Raw genomic sequence first — 16,433 nt, 5'->3', positions numbered from 1 at the left:
GTTTTTAGCATATTTCTTAGACAATACCTTGTGCAATCATAGCGTTGGCTACGTTTTCGAAGGCAGCGATATTGGCACCTGCAAGGTAGTCAGTACCAAGTCCGTATGTTTCAGCAGTTGTTTTAGCTGTATTGAAGATGTTTGTCATGATGTCTTTGAGGCGTCCATCAACTTCTTCACGGGTCCATGAAAGGCGAAGGCTGTTTTGGCTCATTTCAAGCGCTGATACAGCTACACCACCAGCGTTGGCAGCTTTGGCAGGTCCGTAAAGGATTCCGTTTTCTTTGTAGACTTTAATCGCATCAAGATCGCTTGGCATGTTGGCACCTTCAGATACACAGATAACGCCTTGGTCAACCAAGCGCTTAGCTGCTTCGCCGTTGATTTCGTTTTGAGTCGCACATGGAAGAGCGATGTCGTAGTTACCAGCGTAAGTCCATACAGAACCTTCATGGTAAGTAGCAGTTGCTTTCTCAGCTGCATATTCAGTCAAACGAGCACGGCGTTTTTCTTTAACATCAACCAAAAGATCGAAGTCAATACCATTTTCGTCGATGACATAACCGTTTGAGTCAGATACAGAGATAACAGTAGCGCCGAGTTCAGTTGCTTTTTGAAGAGCGTATTGAGCTACGTTACCAGAACCTGAAATAACCACTTTCTTACCAGCAAAACTGTTACCATTAGCTTTGAGCATTTCTTCAGTGTAGTAAACCAAACCGTAACCAGTTGCTTCTGGACGAATCAAGCTACCACCGAATCCAAGAGGTTTACCAGTCAAGACACCAGCATCAAATTGGTTAAGGCGTTTGTATTGACCGTAAAGGTAACCAATTTCACGTCCACCAACACCGATATCGCCAGCTGGGACGTCGAGTGATGGTCCGATGTATTTTTGCAATTCAGTCATGAAGCTTTGGCAGAAGCGCATCACTTCAGCATCAGTCTTTCCTTTAGGATCGAAGTCTGATCCACCTTTACCTCCACCGATTGGAAGTCCAGTCAAAACGTTTTTAAAGATTTGTTCGAAGCCGAGGAATTTCAAGATTCCTTGGTTTACAGTTGGGTGGAAACGAAGTCCGCCTTTATATGGTCCAACAGCTGAGTTGAATTGAACACGGTAACCACGGTTGACTTGAACTTTTCCATCACGGTCAACCCAAGGAACACGGAAAGAAATCACGCGCTCAGGTTCAGTGATGCGTGCCAAGATATTTTCTTCGATATACTCAGGATGTTTTTCAAATACAGGTTCCAAAGTGCTGAAGAATTCTTCAACCGCCTGGAGAAATTCAGCCTCATGCCCGTTACGAGCTTTCACAATTGCAAACACGCTTTGGATATAGTCTTTAGCAGATGTCATATCGTTCTCCTTTTTGTTGTTATATTTTATTACATGAGCCATTATAGCAGAATTTTTTTTGAGTGTAAAGAAAAAAACAGAAATTTTCTAAAAATTCTTTCAATTTATAAAACCGAACGTTTTATATAGAAATTAGTTTCTCAAAGAGAAAATCTTAAATTATGGTATAATATTAGAAATAAAAGGAATCTGGAGGATCAGAATCATGGTATCAACGAAAACACAAATAGCTGGCTTTGAGTTTGACAATTGCTTGATGAATGCAGCGGGTGTGGCTTGTATGACGGTAGAGGAACTTGAAGGAGTCAAAAACTCAGCGGCGGGTACTTTTGTTACGAAGACTGCGACCTTGGACTTTCGTCATGGAAATCCTGAACCACGTTACCAGGATGTTCCACTTGGCTCCATCAATTCTATGGGTTTGCCAAATAATGGCTTAGACTATTATCTGGACTATCTTTTGGATTTGCAGGAAAAAGAGCCAAACCGAACTTTCTTTCTATCTTTAGTTGGCATGTCTCCAGAAGAAACACATGCCATCTTGAAAAAAGTTCAAGAGAGTGAGTTTAAAGGACTGACGGAGCTCAATCTCTCTTGTCCAAATGTTCCAGGAAAGCCTCAGATTGCTTATGATTTTGAGACAACAGACCGTATCTTGGCAGAAGTATTTGTCTACTTTACCAAACCTCTTGGGATCAAATTGCCACCTTATTTTGATATTGTCCACTTTGATCAAGCGGCTGCTATTTTCAATAAATATCCGCTCAAGTTTGTTAACTGTGTTAACTCTATCGGAAACGGCCTTTATATAGAAGGCGAGTCGGTCGTGATTCGTCCTAAAAATGGTTTTGGTGGGATTGGGGGAGAGTATATCAAACCAACAGCTCTTGCTAATGTCCATGCCTTTTATCAACGTCTCAATCCGCAAATCCAAATCATTGGAACAGGTGGTGTTCTAACGGGTCGTGATGCCTTTGAACACATCCTCTGTGGTGCTAGTATGGTGCAAGTAGGAACGACGCTCCACAAAGAAGGCGTCGGTGCTTTTGAACGCATTACCAATGAACTAAAAGAAATCATGGCGGAAAAAGGGTACGAAAACCTAGAAGATTTTCGTGGGAAATTGCGCTATATTGGTTAAAGTTACTAAAAGATCAGAAGAAAGGAGAGAAGATGCTAGCCATAGAAGACAGTCAGAAGTTGACTTTATCAAATCTATCTAGCTTGAACCTATTTACAGGGACAGATCAGGGTCAGTTTGAAGTTATGAAGAGACAAGTGTTGAAGCAGATTGGTTATGATCCAGCTGTTCTCAACTTTGCTTACTTTGATATGAAAGAAGTAGCTTATAAAGACTTAGAGTTGGAGTTGGTCAGTCTCCCTTTTTTTGCGGATGAGAAAATCGTGATATTAGACCATTTTGTTGATATTACAACAGCCAAAAAACGCTTTTTAACAGATGATGAGCTCAAGTCATTTGAGGAATACCTTGATAACCCTTCGCCAACAACCAAGTTATTGATATTTGCTGAAGGAAAGCTAGATAGTAAAAGACGGCTGGTCAAACTGCTCAAACGTGATGCGACTGTCTTTGATGCTATTGAACCCAAGGAACAAGAACTGCGCCAGTATTTCCAAAAATGGAGTCAGACACAAGGTTTGCAGTTTGTGGGGCAATCCTTTGAAAATCTCCTCATCAAGTCTGGTTTTCAGTTTAGCGAAATCCAGAAAAATCTCCTCTTTTTGCAGTCTTATAAGTCAGACGGCGTGATTGAGGAGAAGGATATTGTCGGAGCTATTCCAAAGACTTTGCAAGACAATATTTTTGATTTGACTCAGTTTATTTTAGCTAAGAAGATTGACCTGGCCCGTGACCTGGTTAGAGACTTGACCTTGCAAGGAGAGGATGAGATCAAGCTCATAGCTGTCATGTTAGGACAGTTTCGTACCTTTACCCAAGTGAAGATTTTATCAGAGACTGGTCAGACGGAATCGCAGATTGCAAGCAGTCTGGGAACTTACTTGGGGCGCAACCCTAATCCTTATCAAATCAAGTTTGCATTGAGAGATTCGAGAGGGATTTCCTTGGCCTTTCTCAAGCGAGCGATTTCTTATTTGATTGAAACAGACTACCAGATTAAGACAGGTGTCTATGAAAAAGGGTACCTGTTTGAAAAGGCACTTTTGCAGATCGCGGCAGAAGCAAATTGAGCAAAAAACTTGAAAAAAGAGGATGATTGCGTTATCATTTTCTTATAGAAAGAAAAAGAGGTATTACAGATGGCTATTATCTTACCAGACCTTCCATACGCATACGACGCTTTGGAACCATACATCGATGCAGAAACAATGCACTTGCACCATGACAAACACCACCAAACTTATGTCAACAATGCAAATGCTGCTCTTGAAAAACACCCTGAAATTGGTGAAGACCTTGAAGCTTTGCTTGCTGATGTAGACTCTATCCCAGCTGATATCCGTCAAGCACTTATCAATAATGGTGGTGGACACTTGAACCATGCTCTTTTCTGGGAATTGATGACTCCTGAAAAAACTGCTCCATCAGCAGAACTTGCAGCAGCAATCGATGCAACATTTGGTTCATTTGAAGAGTTCCAAGCAGCCTTTACAGCAGCAGCTACAACTCGCTTCGGTTCTGGATGGGCATGGTTGGTTGTTAACAAAGAAGGGAAGCTTGAAGTAACTTCAACAGCAAACCAAGACACACCAATCTCAGAAGGTAAAAAACCAATCTTGGGCTTGGACGTTTGGGAACATGCTTACTACGTGAAATACCGCAATGTTCGTCCTGACTACATCAAAGCTTTCTTCTCAGTCATTAACTGGAACAAAGTAGACGAGCTTTACGCAGCAGCTAAATAATAAAATATGGAGGGAAGAATTGTTCTTCTCTTTTTAAGGTTATAAAGCAGAAGTCTGACAGAATCGTCAGACTTTTTTCATTTTTATGAGAAATGTGCTAACTGCTAGAAATTATGGTAAAATAGAGTGTTAAGTAATCGTGGAAAAGGAAGACTATGCGTAAAGAAATTGCACCTGAATTATACAACTATAACAAGTTTCCTGGCCCAGAATTTCATGTAAATGGGGATAAGGTTGAGACTGAAGGGATTGCTTTTACCTTGGTTGAAAATATCAAGGATGCCTTCGATGTGACAGTCTTTAATCAACGCTTTTCAGAAGTGTTGACCAAGTTTGATTATGTCGTGGGGGACTGGAGCAATGAACAGCTTCGTCTACGTGGCTTTTATAAAGACGATCGAACAGATGAAAAAAATGAAAAGATAAGTCGCTTACAGGATTATCTTTTAGAGTACTGTAGTTATGGTTGTGCCTATTTTGTCCTAGAAAATCAAGCACCGAAGCGGGCTTCATTTGACAAAAAAATGCGTAAAAAGGATGAGGAAAACCTTCCTAGAAGAGGAAAGAAACCTTCGCAAAACAAGAGAAAACCAAATGCGGATAAGCGAAATAGACGTCGTCATAAGGACCAAAAGTCTCAGAAAGAGGACAAGGGACAGCGCCATTTTGTCATTCGTCAGAAATAGATAGAGAAATAAGGAGAAGAGATGAAACCGTCTATTTATAGTTTAACACGTCAAACCATGCAAGAATGGGTATTAGAACAAGGAGAAAAGAAATTCCGAGCAGATCAAATCTGGGAATGGCTCTACCGTAAACGTGTGCAGTCATTTGAAGAAATGACCAACCTTTCTAAAGATTTGATTGCTAAGCTCAATGACCAGTTTGTGGTCAATCCTTTGAAACAACGGATTGTACAAGAGTCTGCTGATGGTACCGTTAAGTATCTTTTTGAGTTGCCAGATGGCATGTTGATTGAGACAGTACTCATGCGTCAACACTACGGTTTATCAGTCTGTGTGACCACTCAGGTCGGCTGTAATATTGGTTGTACCTTCTGTGCATCTGGTTTGATCAAAAAGCAACGTGACCTCAATAACGGGGAAATCGTAGCGCAGATTATGCTGGTTCAGAAATACTTTGATGAACGTGGTCAGGACGAACGTGTCAGCCATATTGTTGTCATGGGAATTGGTGAACCATTTGATAACTACAACAATGTATTGAATTTTGTTCGTACCATCAATGATGACAAGGGGATGGCGATCGGTGCTCGTCACATCACGGTTTCAACCTCAGGTTTGGCCCATAAAATTCGTGACTTTGCTAATGAAGGCGTACAGGTCAATCTGGCTGTGTCCCTTCACGCACCCAACAATGAATTGCGTTCAAGCATCATGAAGATTAACCGTGCCTTTCCGATTGAAAAACTCTTCGCAGCTATTGAGTATTACATTGAAACAACCAATCGCCGTGTGACCTTTGAATATATCATGCTCAATGAAGTCAACGATGGTGTAGAACAAGCCTTGGAGCTGGCGGAATTGCTCAAAAATATCAAGAAATTGTCTTATGTAAACTTGATTCCTTATAACCCAGTTAGTGAACACGACCAATATAGCCGTAGTCCTAAAGAGCGCGTGATGGCCTTCTACGATACCCTCAAGAAAAAAGGGGTCAACTGTGTTGTCCGTCAAGAGCATGGTACAGATATTGATGCAGCTTGTGGACAATTACGCTCCAATACAATGAAACGTGACCGCCAGAAGGCAGTCGCAGCGGTAAATCCATAAAATGACTAAAAAAAGAGAATTAATCTTAAGATTGGGAGTGGCTGTTTACAGTCTTTGCATTGTCTGTTTTTGTTTTACTCCCCAACCTCAACTTCCTACAGGAGTGGAAACTCCAGGTATTCAAACTTTTGGACGCCTGGTTTTTCTTTTAACTCCCTTAAACTCCCTTTGGAATCTAGGTGAAGTGACTAGTTTGGGACAAGTCCTTTGGATCTTTTTGCAGAACATTTTAAATGTCTTCTTGCTTTTCCCACTAGTCTTTCAACTGATCTATCTCTGTCCAAATTTACGACAAACGAAAAAAATCATCCTTCTCAGTTTTCTACTGAGTCTAGGAATTGAGTGCACGCAACTAGTTTTAGATTTTTTATTCGACTTTAATCGGGTCTTTGAGATTGATGATTTGTGGACCAATACCCTGGGAGGCTATCTGGCTTGGCTTCTCTATAAAGGACTGCATAAAAACAAGATAAGGAATTAGAATGAGTATTTTAGAAGTTAAAAATTTAAGTCACGGTTTTGGTGACCGTGCAATTTTTGAAGATGTGTCTTTCCGTCTCCTCAAGGGTGAGCATATCGGCTTAGTCGGTGCCAATGGTGAAGGAAAATCAACCTTTATGAGCATCGTGACTGGTAAGATGTTACCTGACGAAGGGAAGGTTGAGTGGTCTAAGTATGTGACTGCTGGTTATCTGGATCAGCATGCTGTGCTAAAGGAAGGTCAAACTGTGCGCGATGTCTTGCGGACAGCCTTTGATGAGCTATTTAAAGCAGAAGCTCGTATCAATGACCTCTATATGGAAATGGCGGAAGAGGGAGCAGATATCGACGCGCTGATGGAAGAAGTTGGGGAACTCCAAGACCGTTTGGAGAGTCGTGATTTCTATACTTTAGATGCCAAGATTGATGAAGTAGCGCGTGCCCTCGGTGTCATGGACTATGGTATGGATACAGACGTAACAGCCTTGTCAGGTGGACAAAGAACCAAGGTCCTCTTGGCTAAACTCCTCCTCGAAAAGCCAGATATCTTGTTGCTGGACGAGCCAACCAACTACTTGGATGCTGAACACATTGACTGGCTCAAGCGTTATCTCCAAAACTATGAGAATGCCTTTGTTCTTATTTCGCACGATATTCCTTTCCTCAATGATGTGATTAATATCGTCTATCATGTGGAAAACCAACAATTGACTCGTTATTCTGGAGACTACTACCAGTTCCAAGAAGTCTATGCTATGAAGAAATCTCAGTTAGAAGCGGCCTATGAACGTCAACAGAAAGAGATTGCCGACCTTAAGGACTTTGTCGCTCGTAATAAAGCGCGTGTTGCAACGCGAAATATGGCCATGTCCCGTCAAAAGAAACTCGACAAGATGGACATCATTGAACTCCAAAGCGAGAAACCAAAGCCGTCCTTTGATTTCAAACCAGCTCGTACACCTGGGCGCTTTATCTTTCAAGCTAAGGACTTGCAGATTGGTTATGATCGTCCACTTACCAAACCCTTAAATCTTACCTTTGAACGCAATCAAAAGGTTGCCATTATCGGGGCAAATGGTATCGGGAAAACAACCCTCTTGAAGTCTCTCTTGGGCATTATTCCGCCAATCGCTGGGGAAGTTGAACGCGGTGACTACCTAGAACTCGGTTACTTTGAACAGGAAGTAGAAGGTGGAAATCGTCAAACACCTCTTGAAGCTGTTTGGAATGCCTTCCCTGCACTCAATCAATCAGAAGTCCGTGCGGCCCTTGCCCGCTGTGGTTTGACGACTAAGCACATCGAAAGCCAAATTCAGGTCTTGTCGGGTGGGGAACAAGCCAAGGTGCGTTTCTGTCTCTTGATGAACCGTGAAAATAACGTCTTAGTGCTGGACGAGCCGACCAACCACCTAGATGTGGATGCCAAGGATGAACTCAAACATGCTCTGAAAGAGTATAAGGGATCTATCCTTATGGTCTGCCACGAACCAGACTTCTATGAAGGCTGGATGGACCAAATCTGGGATTTTAACAAGCTAACTTAAAAGCACTAAAAGGGCCAAGTCGAAATGACTTGGCTTTTTTGACTAGTAATTTAAATAGTTTTCAACTTCAGATTTCTCAATTTCTTTACCGTAGTGGCAAATCGGACAAGAAACGAAGTAACTTTTACCATAAGGAAAAAGTGGAATCCAGTAGAGGGTAAATTTGCGCCCTGTTTCAACAATTTCCCACGTGTCGACATTGTTACAGTGACCACATTCGATCGCAGTTTGCGTATGTCCCAAATCTTTCTGATAACCTTTAGAACCCCAAAATAAAATCATGTCATCGTCTCCTTATCTGTTGATGGCTTATTTTTTGCTGAAATCGTAATCTTTTACCACTTCGATACTATCGATAGTGATAGCAGTAGTTGGTTTGTCTTTTTCATCTTTTTCAGCCTTGGCAATCTTGTCAACAATATCCATGCCGTCGATGACTTGGCCAAAGACTGGGTGTTTGCCGTCTAGACTTGGATTTCCACCTTCTTTATAGGCTTCGATGATTTTCTTTGGATACTTGCTTGTAGGGAGTTTAGCAGAGATATCTGTAGAGTTTTGGTTGATGAAGAACTGGCTACCGTTGGTATTTGGTTGACCAGTATTAGCCATAGCAAGGGCACCGCGGATATTGTATAGGTAAGGAGAGATTTCATTTTTGAAACCAGTTCCCTTGTCCTTCGTTTTATCCTTATCATGCCAGATAGATTGGCCCCCTGTACCATCTCCCTTAGGATCTCCAGTTTGGACCATAAAGCCATCGATGACACGGTGGAAGGTGATGCCGTTATAGTAGCCATCTTTAGCGTGAGTAAGGAAGTTTTCAACTGCTAGAGGAGCTAGTTTGGGGAAGAGTTTGATGCGAATATCACCCTGACTTGTGTGGAGAATGACTTCGGCTTCATCTTCAGCAACTTCCTTAGAAAGTTGAGGGAAGTTGGCATTTTCATTGGTTAAAGCGTCATTCAAATCTTTGGCAGCCTGAGCAGCTGCTTTAGAACTTTCTTCAGCTGAGATACTAGAGTCAACATAGTCATCGCCATGCAGACTGCGTTGGATACTAGTACATCCAGCAAGGGCTACAGTTGATAGTAAAAGAAGGGTTGCTAGTTTTTTCATTGTTTTCCTCTCAAAAATTCATTTCTATCATTGTACCCTAAAAGGAAGTGGATTTCAAATATTTGTGACAAGGTAGTTTAAGAGGAAGCCGACCAGAAAGTCGCTTGATTAGAGATTTTTCTTTGGATGACGGTCGATAATGTCCTGGTACTGTTCCAGTATCTGCTCTCCCTTTGGAGTCAATTTGTAACCACGAATTGAAAAGTAACTTGCTAATTCTTCTTCTGAAAAGTTGTCACGAAGGGATTGGTCCAAATCTGGAGCCCTCATCTTAGACAGTCCTGTCATTCCCTTGCTTTTCAGAATATTCTTTTTTGTGGTGGCATTTAGATGGTTAAGTGAATCAAAAGCTGTCTTAATGACAGCATAACCTTTTTCCACAGAGTTTTTAGATGCTTTGGGGTATCAATATCATAAGTGTACTCAAAGTATTTAGGAAACCAGGTCTCGAAAAGAATTATGCTTCCTCTTTCTGTCTGAGTTCAAAGAGGTCTTCTACTTTCAGATTAAAAACTTGAGCAATTTTAAGAGCCATTTCCAGCGAAGGATTGTAACGGTTATTTTCCAAGTGCAGAATTGTCTCGCGTCGCATGCCGATGAGGTCGGCTAACTCCTTCTGGGTCATGCCTGTGGACTCACGAACAGATTTGAGATTAGTAATAATCTTGCTTTCTTTGGTCATGCTTATCCTCTCCGTTCTAAGATAAGATAGACAACCGCAAATATGCAAATCAAGGCAGCTATGCTAATAAAGATTTGGCCCATGTAAAGAGTGAGAGACCCCATATACCCAATGATAACTGCTAGGATCATCAGTGCGCCTAGTATAAAAACAAACATCAAGCTAGCTGCCTTGGCTAAATTAGCATAAAAGCGTTCGTCCGGAGTTTCCTTGACATTTTTCAAACAGACAAAACCAAATACAATCACTTCAATAACGAGGCCAATTCCCAAAATCCATTCTTTAATACCAGGACTTTCGCTTGGGGTCGCAACCCAAATCCCTACTGTATAAAAAATGCTTGCTGCAAACAAAAGTATCGTGTAAAGCTTAGCAGACAAGTCAAAAATAATCTTTCCCTTACCTTTCTGACTCTTATGAGGCCATGGTTTCATATGTAGCCAGCCCCAAATAGCTACAATCTGCCCTAACACTGAAATACCAGCAATAACTAACTTGGGTCCCCAACTAAGATTAGAACCAAATAAAACAGTAAAATCAATAAAGAGAGCTGCGGAAATCATTGTAATGAGGCCACCCGTTTTTTGACTTTTTTTCATGATAGACTCCTTTCCTTATGTTAGAAATATTTAACAATCTTTATGTTATAAATATATCACACTTCAATTTGGAAAGCAAGAATTTATGTGTCAATGAGACAATTATTTGAAAAAATTTTTTAATAAAAGCCTTCGCTAGTCAAACAACTAAAGAATTCTTTGAAGCAATGCATCGGATTTGGTTTGAATAGTTTCGTTAATAATATTTGATGATAAAGAATTTTTGGAAAATCTAGATACTGTATGAATCCCTACTTTTTTCTTAGACTATTATAAAGTCTGTCAGAATAAGCTTTGTAGGTGTAGAAGTTAATTTTTACAGAAGTGAAGTAAGCATTCAATACGAATCAATACATAAGAAAAACTCTGATTTCAAGCGTTTTTTCTTTTTTCAATTTTAATACATTTCACTATATTTCAGTCCAATCTCTACCTTCTTATCTATACTTTGATGGAGCTGAAGTTGACATCTACAAAGTTTAATGTTAAAATTCATTCAAAAATATATTTGAATGGGGTGTTTTATGATTCAAAATGTTGTTACTTCAATAATCCTGTATTCTGGGACAGCCGTAGACTTACTTATTATCCTAATGTTATTTTTTGCCAAAAGAAAAAGCAGAAAAGACATCATTAACATCTATTTAGGACAATTTCTAGGCTCTGTTAGTCTAATATTGCTAAGTTTACTTTTTGCATTTGTCTTAAATTATATTCCTAGTAAAGAGATTTTAGGTTTGCTCGGTTTGATTCCAATTTTCCTAGGGCTCAAAGTTTTGCTTTTAGGAGATTCTGATGGAGAAGCTATTGCAAAAGATGGTTTGCGCAAAGATAATAAAAACCTGATTTTTCTAGTCGCTATGATTACTTTTGCAAGTTGTGGTGCTGACAATATTGGTGTTTTTGTCCCATATTTTATTACCTTAAATTTAGCGAATTTGATAGTGGCTTTACTTACCTTTCTAGTCATGATTTATCTCTTGGTTTTTTCTGCCCAAAAATTGGCACAAGTCCCTTCTGTTGGAGAAACTTTGGAAAAATATAGCAGATGGTTTATTGCCGTTGTTTATTTAGGATTGGGGATGTATATTCTGATTGAAAACAACAGCTTTGACATGCTAAGGACTGTGTTCGGCTAGGAGAAAAAATTATGAAAAAAGATAGTATCTGCCAAGTGAATATTATAAATCAACAAAATGTTACAACCGCAACGAACTACCTTGAAAAGGAAAAAGTCCAAAAATCACTTCGCATTTTATCAAAATTTACCGATAATAAACAGATAAATATCATCTTTTATCTCCTTGCCGTCGAAGAACTCTGTGTCTGCGATATAGCCTGTTTACTAAATCTCAGTATGGCATCTGCCTCCCACCATCTTCGTAAACTAGCCAATCAAAACATCTTGGACTCTAGAAGAGAGGGGAAAATTATATATTATTTTATAAAAGATGAGGAAATCAGAGATTTTTTTAATCAACTAGGATAACAACTATTTTTACTACTTTTCCATGATTATAGGGGATTATATATGAAATTTTTTGATGAAAATTTCCCATAAGAAATACCTACTCGTATCAAATGTTTAAGAAAAAAGTATAATTTAAAGCAAATCGACCTAGGTAATGCAGCTCAAGTTAGCCAAGTTGAAAAGGGAGGAATTTGAAAGAAAATGTATCTTTGATAGTAGTCATTTATTGTGAAATATGATATATTTATTAATTAGATGGATGAATATTTCTAAAGTTAAATAAAATATGACAGATACATGTTTTTTAGTGTATCTTGTTTGTACTCAAAGTATGAAATGAATATCTAATATTTAAGATTAATAAATATTATACGATGAGATAGAATGCTACAAAATGAAAGGTGATGTAATCTGATGAAGAAAGATAGATTAATTGCATTGACAGATGCGGTTCTAGCAATTATAATGACTATCCTAATCTTAGAATTAGAAAAACCAACGACACCAAGTCTTCAAGCTTTTTGGGATTTACGGCAAAATTTCTTTGCTTATTTTCTTTCCTTTTTCTGGTTAGGATCGTTATGGATGGCACTAAACACACTATGGGAAAAGGTTGAGAAAATTTCCCCACAAATTGTTTGGTGGAATTTGTTTCTTTTATTTTTTGTTTCATTTATGCCCTATGCTACTGGAATCGTTAGTAGTCATTTCATGAACCATACGGCACAGCTCTTTTATGGACTGATCGTTATTGTTTCAACGGTAGCAAACTGGTTTTTACATAAAGTAATTGATAAACCCAATATAGATCAGAAAGAATTACTTGAAGCTACCGCACAATATAGAAAGTTATTGATACCTGACCTAATAATTAAAGGAGTGGGATTGATTCTATCCTTAATTCTCTATCCTCCGATTATGATGTATAGTGTTTTAATTGCGACATTTTACATCATAACTTTAAAAACACTATCTGAAAAAAGAGTGAATAACTAAAAAACGGTGACCAAAGTTAGGTGTATTATTTTAATGATTACAGACCTAAACTATTCCCCTATTTAGAATCTATTAATTCATATTTTATAAATTAATTAGTAGATATCGTTCTTAAAATCCTTGATATTTCGCTGTTTTTAGTCCAACTGAAACGCATACTTTCCAAACCAGATTTTAAGAAAGCTCGTAAAGCTAGGTAGTTTTCTAAACGTTAAAAACTAGCTACAATACAGCATTTACAACACTTCATGGTTCACACCATTTAATTGAAAGTTATTTAAATTAGATGAAAATTTGTTTTCTGAAAAAGTGGGAAAACATTGATTTTAAGCGAATTTTGAATCATATTCGAATGGGAGTTTTTAAAATCATGTTTCGGTTGTAAAAGTGCCAAAGTTGATTCTCCATAGGAGAATGATATCTCCTGCTAGTAAATCATCTGCTAATAGGTCCATGTGTCATTTAGGAACGGGCTTGAGATTTAGTAGCCAAGCTTCGACATCACGATTAAGAGAGATATAGGGCTTGACAGGGTAGTTATCAAAAGTAGTATTCATAAATTTTTTCTTTCTAATTTATCTCTATTAGTCTAATAAATTTCTAAAAAATTTAAAAATTTTTAACTCTGTCAAGTTTTTTTCTTGACACCTCTCGAAAATCTGTTATAATAGAACATGTGCTAAATAGCTTAGCTATTTCACCGAAATAAAAAATAAGAAAAGAGACATTAAAAAATGGCAGTTAAAATCCGTTTGACTCGTATGGGTTCTAAGAAAAAACCTTTCTACCGTATCAACGTAGCAGACTCACGTTCACCACGTGACGGACGTTTCATCGAAACAGTTGGAACTTACAACCCACTTGTTGCTGAAAACCAAGTGACTTTGAAAGAAGACCGCGTTCTTGCATGGTTGGCTGATGGAGCTCAACCTTCAGATACAGTTCGCAACATCCTTTCAAAAGAAGGCGTATTGAAAAAATTCCACGATTCTAAATTCTCAAAATAAGTTTAAAGTAGGTTGACAGATGGATACGATTGAAAATCTCATTATTGCGATTGTGAAACCTTTGATTTCACAACCTGATGCCTTAACTATCAAGATTGAAGACACACCAGAGTTTTTGGAGTATCACTTGGATCTTGACCAAAGCGATGTCGGTCGTGTTATCGGTCGTAAGGGTCGCACTATCTCAGCGATAAGAACGATTGTCTACTCTGTCCCAACTGAAGACAAAAAAGTAAGAATCGTTATCGATGAAAAATAAAAAAAGCGGGACAGATGTCTCGCTTTTTTGTGAGGAAGAGAAGATGAAGGATTTAACGTTTAGACAATTACAAGCTTACTTACTAGATCATTACCAGCAATCTCGAACTGAGGAAGGCCTCTTTATCAAGTTAGTGGAGGAAGTCGGAGAAGTAGCCGAGGTCTTGAATGGGCGCTCTGGTCGAAAAGAGGGTGTCCAGGACTCAAATGAAGAACTAGCCAAAGAACTGGCTGATATCATTCACTACACTGTCGCAATTGCGACCATCAACGATATTGACCTAACCAAAACCATCTTTGAGAAAGATAAGAAGGCTGCCATTAAGTATCAGCATGAACGAGATTTGGAGAGTTTTTTGGAGGGAGATTTGAGAAATATTGAACACTGATTATTTTTTAAAAATAGACTGGGCGATGTATATTGATTGGTTATTACGAATTATACAGATTTCGACTTTTATAGGTGTAATTTTAAAAATTAGTTTCCAGAATAAGGCCTATATTAATAATATCGAAATTCAGGCAATTAAACCAATCGAATTTGATTCCTTACATACGAGATTTCATCATATTTATGAGTTTAAACATAATAAAAATGATAAACATTATAACCATTTGATTTTTTATCCAAAAGAAGTTGATATTGAAATTATAGAATTTTATTCTTTAATCTATGATTCAAAAAGTAATCGTTTAATCGTTCAAGATAAAATACATACAATTAAAAATTTAAAAAATTATACATGCTTATTGATTCATACAAATTTACCTGAGACTATACCTAGTTTAAGAATGAAATGGAAGACAAGTCAAGGTCAAATTGGGGAGTATACATTTTATAGTAATATGTATAATGGGAATATAAATATTTCTTCTTTCAAATATAAATTAACATTAAAGAGGAAACTACTAGCAATTTTGGGATTATAGCTGATTTTCTCCAACTTGTGAAAATCCCTGGAACGTGATAAAATAAAGGATAGAAATAGATACAGGAGACAAGATGAACTACTTTAATGTTGGGAAAATCGTTAATACGCAGGGTCTGCAGGGTGAGATGCGTGTCTTGTCTGTGACGGATTTTTCAGAAGAACGGTTTAAAAAAGGAGCAGAGCTGGCTTTATTTGATGAAAAAGATAAGTTTGTCCAAACAGTAATAATCGCTAGCCATCGTAAGCAGAAGAACTTTGACATTATCAAATTCAAAGATATGTACCATATCAATGCGATTGAAACGTACAAGGGTTATAGTCTCAAGGTCGCTGAGGAAGACCTAAATGATTTAGAAGATGGGGAATTCTATTATCACGAGATTATCGGTTTGGATGTTTACGAGGGAGACAACTTGATTGGAACCATCAAGGAAATCCTGCAACCAGGTGCTAACGATGTCTGGGTGGTCAAACGAAAAGGTAAGCGAGATTTGCTTTTACCTTACATTCCGCCAGTAGTTCTCAATGTTGATATTCCAAACAAGCGGGTCGAAGTGGAAATCTTAGAAGGACTAGATGATGAAGATTGATATTTTAACTCTCTTTCCTGAGATGTTTTCTCCGCTTGAGCACTCAATCGTTGGAAAGGCTCGAGAAAAAGGGCTCTTGGATATCCAGTACCATAATTTCAGAGAATACGCTGAAAAAGCTCGTCATGTTGATGATGAGCCCTACGGAGGCGGTCAGGGGATGTTGCTCCGAGCCCAACCCATTTTCGATGCCTTTGATGCTATTGAAAAGAAACATCCCCGCGTCATTCTTCTCGATCCTGCTGGAAAACAGTTTGATCAGGCTTATGCTGAGGATTTGGCCAAAGAAGAGGAACTGATCTTTATCTGCGGTCACTACGAAGGGTATGACGAGCGCATCAAGACCTTGGTAACCGATGAGATTTCTCTAGGAGACTATGTCTTGACTGGTGGTGAATTGGCGGCTATGACTATGATTGATGCGACTGTTCGCTTGATTCCTGAAGTGATTGGCAAGGAGTCTAGTCATCAGGACGATAGTTTTTCTTCGGGATTGCTCGAATATCCTCAATACACACGTCCTTATGACTATCGAGGCATGGTGGTTCCAGATGTGCTTATGAGTGGGCACCATGAGAAGATTCGCCAGTGGCGACTTTATGAGAGTTTAAAGAAAACCTACGAGCGCAGACCAGATTTGCTAGAAAACTATCAACTAACAGCAGAAGAAGAAAAAATGCTGGCTGAAATCAGAGAAAACAAAGAATAAAGGAGAA

22 protein-coding genes and 1 pseudogene are annotated in these 16,433 nt (G+C 38.7%); 16 read left to right on the top strand and 7 right to left on the bottom strand.

Going from position 1 to position 16,433, the window contains the following annotated elements; genetic code table 11:
- Positions 1–16 precede the first annotated feature (16 nt).
- Positions 17–1,363, bottom strand: coding sequence for an NADP-specific glutamate dehydrogenase (gene gdhA, locus I6G42_RS08120; RefSeq protein WP_038805430.1), 1,347 nt, complete (start codon positions 1,361–1,363; stop codon positions 17–19).
- 205 nt (positions 1,364–1,568) lie between these two features.
- Between gdhA and I6G42_RS08115 the strand changes: the two genes are divergently transcribed.
- The 7 genes from I6G42_RS08115 (at position 1,569) to I6G42_RS08085 (ending at position 8,066) form a co-directional block, all read left to right on the top strand.
- Positions 1,569–2,504: a dihydroorotate oxidase gene (locus I6G42_RS08115; protein ID WP_038805429.1), complete on the top strand. Its 936-nt coding sequence runs from the start codon at positions 1,569–1,571 to the stop codon at positions 2,502–2,504.
- A 32-nt stretch (positions 2,505–2,536) separates the two neighbouring features.
- Positions 2,537–3,574, top strand: a complete 1,038-nt coding sequence (gene holA, locus I6G42_RS08110) for a DNA polymerase III subunit delta (RefSeq protein WP_038805428.1) — start codon at positions 2,537–2,539, stop codon at positions 3,572–3,574.
- Positions 3,575–3,643: 69 nt separating this feature from the next.
- Complete coding sequence (sodA, locus tag I6G42_RS08105) at positions 3,644–4,249, top strand: superoxide dismutase SodA (protein WP_000974728.1); 606 nt, start codon at positions 3,644–3,646, stop codon at positions 4,247–4,249.
- Between the two features lie 155 nt (positions 4,250–4,404).
- Entirely contained in the window at positions 4,405–4,935 is a 531-nt protein-coding gene (locus I6G42_RS08100) for a YutD family protein (RefSeq protein WP_038805427.1), read from the top strand.
- Between the two features lie 21 nt (positions 4,936–4,956).
- Positions 4,957–6,042, top strand: coding sequence for a 23S rRNA (adenine(2503)-C(2))-methyltransferase RlmN (rlmN, locus tag I6G42_RS08095; RefSeq protein WP_000804762.1), 1,086 nt, complete (start codon positions 4,957–4,959; stop codon positions 6,040–6,042).
- Position 6,043: 1 nt separating this feature from the next.
- Positions 6,044–6,523 (top strand): VanZ family protein, encoded by a 480-nt coding sequence (locus I6G42_RS08090; protein ID WP_038805426.1) that lies wholly within the window; start codon positions 6,044–6,046, stop codon positions 6,521–6,523.
- Position 6,524: 1 nt separating this feature from the next.
- Complete coding sequence (locus I6G42_RS08085; protein ID WP_038805425.1) at positions 6,525–8,066, top strand: ABC-F family ATP-binding cassette domain-containing protein; 1,542 nt, start codon at positions 6,525–6,527, stop codon at positions 8,064–8,066.
- Between the two features lie 42 nt (positions 8,067–8,108).
- On the opposite strand, the gene I6G42_RS08080 is transcribed toward I6G42_RS08085, so the two are convergent.
- The 5 genes from I6G42_RS08080 to I6G42_RS08060 all read right to left on the bottom strand — a co-directional run bounded on the left by I6G42_RS08080 (position 8,109) and on the right by I6G42_RS08060 (position 10,463).
- On the bottom strand, positions 8,109–8,348 hold the full coding sequence (locus tag I6G42_RS08080; RefSeq protein WP_000600214.1) for a zinc-ribbon domain-containing protein: 240 nt from the start codon (positions 8,346–8,348) through the stop codon (positions 8,109–8,111).
- A 27-nt stretch (positions 8,349–8,375) separates the two neighbouring features.
- Entirely contained in the window at positions 8,376–9,182 is an 807-nt protein-coding gene (locus I6G42_RS08075; protein ID WP_000731939.1) for a peptidylprolyl isomerase, read from the bottom strand.
- A gap of 108 nt (positions 9,183–9,290) precedes the next feature.
- Positions 9,291–9,563 (bottom strand): hypothetical protein, encoded by a 273-nt coding sequence (locus I6G42_RS08070; protein WP_004246172.1) that lies wholly within the window; start codon positions 9,561–9,563, stop codon positions 9,291–9,293.
- 76 nt (positions 9,564–9,639) lie between these two features.
- On the bottom strand, positions 9,640–9,864 hold the full coding sequence (locus I6G42_RS08065) for a helix-turn-helix transcriptional regulator (RefSeq protein ID WP_000159795.1): 225 nt from the start codon (positions 9,862–9,864) through the stop codon (positions 9,640–9,642).
- A gap of 2 nt (positions 9,865–9,866) precedes the next feature.
- A complete protein-coding gene (locus I6G42_RS08060) occupies positions 9,867–10,463 on the bottom strand; it encodes a hypothetical protein (protein ID WP_000749564.1) in 597 nt (198 codons plus the stop codon).
- 524 nt (positions 10,464–10,987) lie between these two features.
- Between I6G42_RS08060 and I6G42_RS08055 the strand changes: the two genes are divergently transcribed.
- The 3 genes from I6G42_RS08055 to I6G42_RS10345 all read left to right on the top strand — a co-directional run bounded on the left by I6G42_RS08055 (position 10,988) and on the right by I6G42_RS10345 (position 12,930).
- Entirely contained in the window at positions 10,988–11,602 is a 615-nt protein-coding gene (locus I6G42_RS08055; protein ID WP_000615745.1) for a CadD family cadmium resistance transporter, read from the top strand.
- 11 nt (positions 11,603–11,613) lie between these two features.
- A complete protein-coding gene (cadX, locus tag I6G42_RS08050; RefSeq protein WP_000711081.1) occupies positions 11,614–11,952 on the top strand; it encodes a Cd(II)/Zn(II)-sensing metalloregulatory transcriptional regulator CadX in 339 nt (112 codons plus the stop codon).
- Between the two features lie 396 nt (positions 11,953–12,348).
- On the top strand, positions 12,349–12,930 hold the full coding sequence (locus I6G42_RS10345; RefSeq protein ID WP_038805424.1) for a TMEM175 family protein: 582 nt from the start codon (positions 12,349–12,351) through the stop codon (positions 12,928–12,930).
- A gap of 368 nt (positions 12,931–13,298) precedes the next feature.
- Here the strand turns inward: I6G42_RS10345 and I6G42_RS08040 are convergent.
- Positions 13,299–13,487, bottom strand: a pseudogene (locus tag I6G42_RS08040) (hypothetical protein).
- 177 nt (positions 13,488–13,664) lie between these two features.
- Here I6G42_RS08040 and rpsP point away from each other — a divergent pair.
- From rpsP to trmD, 6 genes are all read left to right on the top strand, one after another.
- On the top strand, positions 13,665–13,937 hold the full coding sequence (rpsP, locus tag I6G42_RS08035; RefSeq protein ID WP_000268760.1) for a 30S ribosomal protein S16: 273 nt from the start codon (positions 13,665–13,667) through the stop codon (positions 13,935–13,937).
- A gap of 19 nt (positions 13,938–13,956) precedes the next feature.
- Complete coding sequence (gene kphA / locus I6G42_RS08030) at positions 13,957–14,196, top strand: RNA-binding protein KphA (protein WP_000379617.1); 240 nt, start codon at positions 13,957–13,959, stop codon at positions 14,194–14,196.
- A 43-nt stretch (positions 14,197–14,239) separates the two neighbouring features.
- The gene (locus I6G42_RS08025; protein ID WP_038805662.1) at positions 14,240–14,584 is read left to right on the top strand and encodes a MazG nucleotide pyrophosphohydrolase domain-containing protein; all 345 of its coding nucleotides are present in this window, start codon (positions 14,240–14,242) and stop codon (positions 14,582–14,584) included.
- Positions 14,574–15,125 carry a hypothetical protein gene (locus I6G42_RS08020; protein WP_038805423.1) on the top strand — a complete coding sequence of 184 codons (552 nt, stop codon included), beginning with the start codon at positions 14,574–14,576 and terminating at the stop codon, positions 15,123–15,125. Before I6G42_RS08025 ends, I6G42_RS08020 begins: the two co-directional genes overlap by 11 nt.
- A gap of 73 nt (positions 15,126–15,198) precedes the next feature.
- On the top strand, positions 15,199–15,717 hold the full coding sequence (gene rimM / locus I6G42_RS08015; RefSeq protein ID WP_038805422.1) for a ribosome maturation factor RimM: 519 nt from the start codon (positions 15,199–15,201) through the stop codon (positions 15,715–15,717).
- Positions 15,707–16,426, top strand: a complete 720-nt coding sequence (trmD, locus tag I6G42_RS08010) for a tRNA (guanosine(37)-N1)-methyltransferase TrmD (protein ID WP_004246690.1) — start codon at positions 15,707–15,709, stop codon at positions 16,424–16,426. Before rimM ends, trmD begins: the two co-directional genes overlap by 11 nt.
- The last annotated feature ends 7 nt before the right edge of the window (positions 16,427–16,433 follow it).

It is taken from the genome of Streptococcus oralis (assembly GCF_016028255.1).
In the GTDB taxonomy this organism is placed as follows: Bacteria; Bacillota; Bacilli; order Lactobacillales; family Streptococcaceae; genus Streptococcus; species Streptococcus oralis_AC.
This window is presented reverse-complemented; position numbering and strand designations above follow the sequence as displayed.

Coding starts and splice junctions, on each gene's coding strand:
- gdhA (WP_038805430.1), bottom strand. CDS start 1,363: ATGACATCTGCTAAAGACTATATCCAAAGCGTGTTTGCAATTGTGAAA.
- I6G42_RS08115 (WP_038805429.1), top strand. CDS start 1,569: ATGGTATCAACGAAAACACAAATAGCTGGCTTTGAGTTTGACAATTGC.
- holA (WP_038805428.1), top strand. CDS start 2,537: ATGCTAGCCATAGAAGACAGTCAGAAGTTGACTTTATCAAATCTATCT.
- sodA (WP_000974728.1), top strand. CDS start 3,644: ATGGCTATTATCTTACCAGACCTTCCATACGCATACGACGCTTTGGAA.
- I6G42_RS08100 (WP_038805427.1), top strand. CDS start 4,405: ATGCGTAAAGAAATTGCACCTGAATTATACAACTATAACAAGTTTCCT.
- rlmN (WP_000804762.1), top strand. CDS start 4,957: ATGAAACCGTCTATTTATAGTTTAACACGTCAAACCATGCAAGAATGG.
- I6G42_RS08090 (WP_038805426.1), top strand. CDS start 6,044: ATGACTAAAAAAAGAGAATTAATCTTAAGATTGGGAGTGGCTGTTTAC.
- I6G42_RS08085 (WP_038805425.1), top strand. CDS start 6,525: ATGAGTATTTTAGAAGTTAAAAATTTAAGTCACGGTTTTGGTGACCGT.
- I6G42_RS08080 (WP_000600214.1), bottom strand. CDS start 8,348: ATGATTTTATTTTGGGGTTCTAAAGGTTATCAGAAAGATTTGGGACAT.
- I6G42_RS08075 (WP_000731939.1), bottom strand. CDS start 9,182: ATGAAAAAACTAGCAACCCTTCTTTTACTATCAACTGTAGCCCTTGCT.
- I6G42_RS08065 (WP_000159795.1), bottom strand. CDS start 9,864: ATGACCAAAGAAAGCAAGATTATTACTAATCTCAAATCTGTTCGTGAG.
- I6G42_RS08060 (WP_000749564.1), bottom strand. CDS start 10,463: ATGAAAAAAAGTCAAAAAACGGGTGGCCTCATTACAATGATTTCCGCA.
- I6G42_RS08055 (WP_000615745.1), top strand. CDS start 10,988: ATGATTCAAAATGTTGTTACTTCAATAATCCTGTATTCTGGGACAGCC.
- cadX (WP_000711081.1), top strand. CDS start 11,614: ATGAAAAAAGATAGTATCTGCCAAGTGAATATTATAAATCAACAAAAT.
- I6G42_RS10345 (WP_038805424.1), top strand. CDS start 12,349: ATGAAGAAAGATAGATTAATTGCATTGACAGATGCGGTTCTAGCAATT.
- rpsP (WP_000268760.1), top strand. CDS start 13,665: ATGGCAGTTAAAATCCGTTTGACTCGTATGGGTTCTAAGAAAAAACCT.
- kphA (WP_000379617.1), top strand. CDS start 13,957: ATGGATACGATTGAAAATCTCATTATTGCGATTGTGAAACCTTTGATT.
- I6G42_RS08025 (WP_038805662.1), top strand. CDS start 14,240: ATGAAGGATTTAACGTTTAGACAATTACAAGCTTACTTACTAGATCAT.
- rimM (WP_038805422.1), top strand. CDS start 15,199: ATGAACTACTTTAATGTTGGGAAAATCGTTAATACGCAGGGTCTGCAG.
- trmD (WP_004246690.1), top strand. CDS start 15,707: ATGAAGATTGATATTTTAACTCTCTTTCCTGAGATGTTTTCTCCGCTT.